7 protein-coding genes are annotated in these 5,893 nt (G+C 48.9%); 6 read left to right on the forward strand and 1 reads right to left on the reverse strand.

Features of this window, described 5'->3' with window-relative positions:
• A partial coding sequence (bla, locus tag VIM87_RS30200; RefSeq protein WP_332000583.1) for a class A beta-lactamase, subclass A2 occupies positions 1-911 on the forward strand: 911 nt, incomplete at its 5' end.
• 40 nt (positions 912-951) lie between these two features.
• Here bla and VIM87_RS30205 read toward each other — a convergent pair.
• A complete protein-coding gene (locus VIM87_RS30205) occupies positions 952-1,458 on the reverse strand; it encodes a DinB family protein (RefSeq protein ID WP_332000584.1) in 507 nt (168 codons plus the stop codon).
• Positions 1,459-1,580: 122 nt separating this feature from the next.
• Here VIM87_RS30205 and VIM87_RS30210 point away from each other — a divergent pair, with 122 nt between their 5' ends.
• The 5 genes from VIM87_RS30210 to VIM87_RS30230 all read left to right on the forward strand — a co-directional run bounded on the left by VIM87_RS30210 (position 1,581) and on the right by VIM87_RS30230 (position 5,884).
• Positions 1,581-2,420 (forward strand): chromate resistance protein ChrB domain-containing protein, encoded by an 840-nt coding sequence (locus VIM87_RS30210; RefSeq protein ID WP_332000585.1) that lies wholly within the window; start codon positions 1,581-1,583, stop codon positions 2,418-2,420.
• A gap of 162 nt (positions 2,421-2,582) precedes the next feature.
• The gene (locus VIM87_RS30215) at positions 2,583-3,053 is read left to right on the forward strand and encodes a hypothetical protein (protein WP_332000586.1); all 471 of its coding nucleotides are present in this window, start codon (positions 2,583-2,585) and stop codon (positions 3,051-3,053) included.
• Between the two features lie 38 nt (positions 3,054-3,091).
• A complete protein-coding gene (locus tag VIM87_RS30220; protein ID WP_332000587.1) occupies positions 3,092-4,057 on the forward strand; it encodes a DUF1259 domain-containing protein in 966 nt (321 codons plus the stop codon).
• Positions 4,058-4,072: 15 nt separating this feature from the next.
• Positions 4,073-5,230: a chromate transporter gene (locus VIM87_RS30225; RefSeq protein ID WP_332000588.1), complete on the forward strand. Its 1,158-nt coding sequence runs from the start codon at positions 4,073-4,075 to the stop codon at positions 5,228-5,230.
• 57 nt (positions 5,231-5,287) lie between these two features.
• The gene (locus tag VIM87_RS30230; RefSeq protein WP_332000589.1) at positions 5,288-5,884 is read left to right on the forward strand and encodes a hypothetical protein; all 597 of its coding nucleotides are present in this window, start codon (positions 5,288-5,290) and stop codon (positions 5,882-5,884) included.
• The last annotated feature ends 9 nt before the right edge of the window (positions 5,885-5,893 follow it).

Here is a 5,893-nt window from a genome sequence, read left to right on the forward strand (position 1 = left end):
TTCAACGCCTCATAAACTTTACCATGCCATTACGCGTATTCATCCTCCTGATCTTTACCACTTTCTCTTACACCACCCATGCCCAGCTGCCGGCGCTCCGGCAGAAAATGGAAGCCGTTATTGCCGGCAAACAAGCCCGCATCGGCATTTCCATGCTGGCGATAGAAGATAAGGACACCCTTTCCATTAATGCTGCCCATCACTACCCCATGCAAAGCGTGTTTAAATTTCACCTGGCATTGCTGGTATTGCACAAGGTAGACCAGGGAAAACTGTCCCTCACCCAACGTATTCACCTCAAACAATCATCACTTGCAAAAAAATCCTGGAGCCCTTTGCGGGATGAGCACACCGCACCGGAATTTGATCTTACCATAAAGGAGATATTAAGCTACACCGTATCCCAGAGCGATAATAACGGCTGTGACATTTTATTCGGCCTGGTAGGCGGACCGGCAGCGCTGAACAATTACATTCACACTCTGGGGGTTAAAGACATTAACATTGTGGCTAATGAAGCACAGATGCATGCAGCCTGGGATGTACAGTACAATAACTGGACTACCCCCATTGCAGCTACGCAGCTGCTGCAAAAGTTTCAGACGGGAAAGATCCTTTCTGAGAACAGCAAAGCCGTACTCTGGCAGCTAATGGCCACCGGTGTTAAAAGTAACCGTCTTAAAGGCCTGTTACCTGCGAATACGGAGGTAGCCCACAAATCGGGTACTTCCGATACCAATGAGCAGCACATTACCGCCGCCTTCAACGACATAGGCATTATTACCCTGCCCAATGGAAAACATATAGCCATGGCCGTATTTGTATCTGATTCAAAGGAAGATGAAGCCACTAACCAGCGCATTATTTCAGAGATAGCCAAAGCAGCCTGGGATTACTACGTAAAAAGCTGAATGCCGAACGCTAAAAGCTAAAAGCTAAACGCTAAACGCATTACGCATTCAGCGTGCTGTAAATTTTCTTCAGCTGCCGTATATGCCTTTTCGCATGAGCCACGCCAAAACAAACCCATTCCAGGCGGGTAAGCGGGCCTACCTGCGGAAAGTCAAATTCAGCGTAGGTCATAGACAGGTCCTGCGTTTGAATGGCTTTCTCCGTGCGGCTCACCGTGGCTTCCATTGCATGCAGCAGGTTTTGTTTATCATACTCCTTTGCCTCCGGCAATACAAAATCCGGTGATTGCAGCTTGGTGGAAAAGTCCAGGAAAATACCTTCAATAACAGCATTCATTTCATCGGGCGCCCGGTGTGTAGGTACGCCTGGTCCGTCCACAGCATCGGCAATAGTGCCTTTTAATAAGTGTTCTCCTACCTGTGCGGCGGTCCAGCTGCCTTCAAACGGCACGGTATTCAGCTGCTGCTGTGAAAAGGCCGACAACACCTGTAACAGCTCTCTGTATGTGCTGGTATATTCCTGGTAGGCTGACTGATTGTTGATCATAGTTGTAAGTTTTTGTTTGGATGATGATGCAAACTTACAATGCGCACGCATACCGGAAGGGGTGGTAATACGACAATAAAAGGGTGGATCCTGACAAGCTATTTTGTGCTATCTTACTTCCAATGAAATGGATTACACGGGAACATCCAAAAATTGACCGCCTGGCCTGCCCCTGGCTTATTCGCCGCTTTATTGATGCTGACGCGGAAATTATCTATGTGCCTTTCAGCGAAGTGCTAACGCAGGCCGCTGCCCTGAACGCCATTCCCTTCGACATTCCGGATGTGGAGCACACCCACTACGGGAAAGAATGTACGTTTGACTACCTGGTAAAAAAATATAAGATCACAGACCCCGCCGTGCTTACAATGGCGCCCATTGTGCGGGGAGCTGATACCGACCAGCATGATATTGCTCCGCAGGCATCCGGCCTATGGGCTATTTCGGCAGGACTGGCCTACAATCATAAAGACGATTATGAGCTGCTGGAAAAAGGAATGCTGCTCTACGATGCACTTTATAGCTGGGCTGCTTATCTTCAAAAAGAAAAACATACACAACAGCCCTATGAAAACCTGCTGCTGGAAGTGTTTAACCGGTTCCTGAGATCAAAACAGCATACAGGCGGTAAGATCCCTGCCTGGGCACAGGAGCTGAAGGAAATGATCCAGGACCATATTGATACAAACCTCAGCCTGAAAGAGCTTTCCAAAGACCTCGATATTAACCCTTCCTACCTTTCCCGGGAATTTTCAAAACATTTTGATAACCTCTCCTTTGGGGAATATATCCGGAAACAACGGATTGACAAGGCCATTCAGCTGATGGAAGATCCGGCCTACTCCCTGACCGAGATCAGCTACCTCACAGGTTTTTCAGACCAAAGCCATTTTACCAGGATCTTCAGGAAGCACACGGGACAAAATCCATCCGAATACCGCAAAGATCTGCGGAAAAAGTAAGTTTTATACAAAGGAGTAATTCCTGTTCTATTTCAACATTCCATTAATGGGTAGCATTGTACCGGTTAACCAACCGGACTAAATGCAACATTAATGGGAACATCCATCACTAACAGTTTTAATAGCATATTCATAATTACAACGGTCATATTAGCGGCCGGTTTGTTCAGGCCACTCTTTGCACAGCAGGCAGCTCCCGCCGGCTACCCGAAGATCACCGCTTATGTGGGCATCCTGCATCCTATTGTAACAGTTGGCAGCGATGTGCCGCACTATAATTTTAACGGGGCTTATGTAGGCGGCATGCCTACCGGCATCAATATCTGGAAGAGCGCCAGGATAGGCTTTTCAATGGAGTTTGTACCGATCATCAGGGCATCAGGCGGCGCCAGTAAAATGCATAACTTCCTGTTCCATCCCGGCGTGCTGTTTGGATTGGGAAATGGCTTTACACTGGCCGCCCGCACCGCCTTTGAAACTTCCGGCCGCTACGGCGTTACACCTGTGCTGAATAAGGTAATTTTAAAAGGAAAAAGCAGCAGTGTGTTTGTAGCAGTTCCGGTTCCCGTCCGGTTTGGCAATGACCAGCCGGCATCCCTTACCGCCGGCTTCCAGTTCGGCATTGCTTTTTAAGAACGGGCTAATTGAAAAAACTTCAACAAATAATAAATATGAGAACCACCATCATTTTATTAGCAATCGCCATTGGGCTGCTCCTGCATAGCTGCCAGTCTGCTACCGGAACAGCCGCCGGCTTCCTCACAGGAGCAAAAAATGATTCCAATACGATTGTTTGCCCGCCAGGAAGCAGTAAGCTGGACATAGCCGCCATTGAGCGGATAACCGGTATGAAGGGCGTTGAAAAGAACGGAGAATATAAGATCACCGTTCCGCAGAACGATCTGAATGTGGTTGTGGATGGCTTTAAGATCATCCCGGCTATGGGCCTGGGAAGCTGGGCCTGTTTTATACCCTGCCGGGATAGCGCCATGGTAATGGGGGATATCATCCTCACGGAAACGGACCTGGCGCCGGTGCAGCAGGAGGTCATCCGCCAGGGCTTTGCCATTACAGCCATCCATAACCATTTTGTACGTGAGCATCCCCGTGTGATGTATATGCATATTGATGGAAAAGGCCCGGTTGTGAAGCTGGCAGGCAGCGTAAAGGCAATCTTCGGAAAAGTAAAGGAAGTACGCGGCCATGACCCGAAGGAAAGTAAGGCCGACAGCGTATCAAACACATTGCCCATTGCCCGCCTGGATGCTGTTATTGATCAAAAGGGAGAGCTAAGCAAAGGGGTATATAAATATACGATCGGCCGGCCCGATGTACCCCTGCAGGAACATGGCATTCCTGTTAGTAGTTTTGCAGGTTTCAATACATGGGCCGCCTGGCAGGGTACACCGGAGCATGCGGCTGTAGCAGGCGATTTTACAATGCTGGAAAATGAAGTGGAGCCGGTTATCAGGGCGCTGGTGCAACATGGAATAGAGGTGGTGGCCGTTCATAACCACATGGTACAGGAAAAGCCGCATGTTTTTTTTCTGCACTACTGGGGCGTTGGCCCTGCCGGTAAGCTGGCGGAAGGACTAAAAGCCGCGCTGGATCAAACCGGCCGTAAACAAACGCATTAAACACTTTATAAAGCCATGGCAGATCATGTTGTTGCTTCTTATAGTTTAAAGAGCCTGGTATTATATTTCCTGAAGCTCGGAACCATCGGCTTTGGCGGGCCTGTGGCCCTGGTGGGCTATATGCACCGCGACCTGGTGGAGAACCGGAAATGGATCACGGAGGATGATTACCGCGAAGGGCTTGCGCTGTCGCAGCTGGCGCCAGGTCCGCTGGCCGCGCAAATGGGCATATATATTGGTTTTGTGCATTACCGGCTGCTGGGTGCAACCCTGGCCGGACTAGCCTTTGTGCTGCCGTCATTTCTGATGGTGTTGATGTTGGGAGCTGTTTATGTACATTACCAGGGCATCAGCTGGATGCAGGCGGTTTTCTACGGCGTTGGGGCAGCCGTTATCGGCATTATTACGGTGAGCGCCTATAAGCTCACGAAAAAATCTATCGGTAAAGATTATTACCTGTGGTTCATATACCTCATTGCCGCTGTTACTACTATTATCACGGAAAATGAAAACATCTGGCTGTTCATCGGCGGAGGCATCTTTTACTGGCTGGTAAAGGCTTCTGTTAACCTGAAGCAGCAGGCCGGCAGCACCGCACCGTTTATTTTCCCCGCGCTGCTGCAGGTTAGTTCCACCGGTAGTTCGGGTACACTTACAGATATTTTCCTGTTCTTCACAAAAGCAGGGGCTTTCGTTTTCGGCAGTGGCCTGGCCATTGTGCCGTTCCTGTATGGCGGGGTGGTAAAGGAGTTCGGCTGGCTGAATGAGCAGGAATTTATGGATGCAGTGGCAGTAGCTATGATCACACCCGGGCCTGTGGTGATCACGGTAGGGTTCATCGGGTACCTGGCAGCAGGTTTTCCCGGCGCTGCGGTTGCTGCATTCGCCACTTTTTTTCCCTGCTATTTATTCACTGTGATACCAGCCCCTTATTTTAAGAAGTACGGCAAACGGCCGGGTATCAGGGCTTTTGTGGATGGCATAACGGCAGCGGCTATTGGAGCCATAGCAGGAGCCGTAATTGTATTGGGCAGGCGCAGCATCCAGGATGTTCCCACGGCATTGATCTGCATAGCCGTGATTGCGGTGCTGCTGCTGGTAAAAAAGGTGCAGGAGCCGCTTATTATACTGGTAGCGGCCGTATTGGGTATTTTAATAAAAAGTCTTGTTTAATTCCTGTTTTCACATGTGATTTATTATATATTTGTCTAAGACAATACACCTATCCCTATGAGTACAGGAATCGATATCCACATCGTACAGGAGCACTATGCTCAAATGTCCGATAAAGAACTGATACACTTTTTCTCCCATGATGCACAAGGACTTACACCCGCAGCACTCGCCATTGCAAAGGAAGAAGTTCAAAAACGCGGCCTGGATCCCGGTTTATTAACCGCATTGGAATTACAGAATAAACCCACGCTGGCAACAGACGAAACAGATTATTACTGCAACCTGCTCCGCAACCTGCAATGCCCGCACTGCGAAACTAATAACAAACTATTGAACGCAACAATGGTATCTGAAGTAATGAGCTTCATTTTCATTACACATTACCAGCAGCGGGTAAAGATCGGATGCCCCGATTGCCTGGATAGCGCCATTCATAAAGCGCAGGCCAAAACCCTGGTCCTGGGCTGGTGGGGCATTCCCTGGGGAATTATCCGGTCCGTAAGCGCTATCGCCAGCAACATAAAATTCAAAAAGCAGCATCACGCAGCAGAAGCGAATGAAGTATTAAAAAGCTTTGTACAGGCAAATGTAGGGCAGCTGGTTATGCGAAAGGATTATAAACAATCGCTGCAAAACCTGATTACAACGTAAACGATGTGC

The organism is Chitinophaga sp., from assembly GCF_036569125.1.
In the GTDB taxonomy this organism is placed as follows: domain Bacteria; phylum Bacteroidota; class Bacteroidia; order Chitinophagales; family Chitinophagaceae; genus Chitinophaga.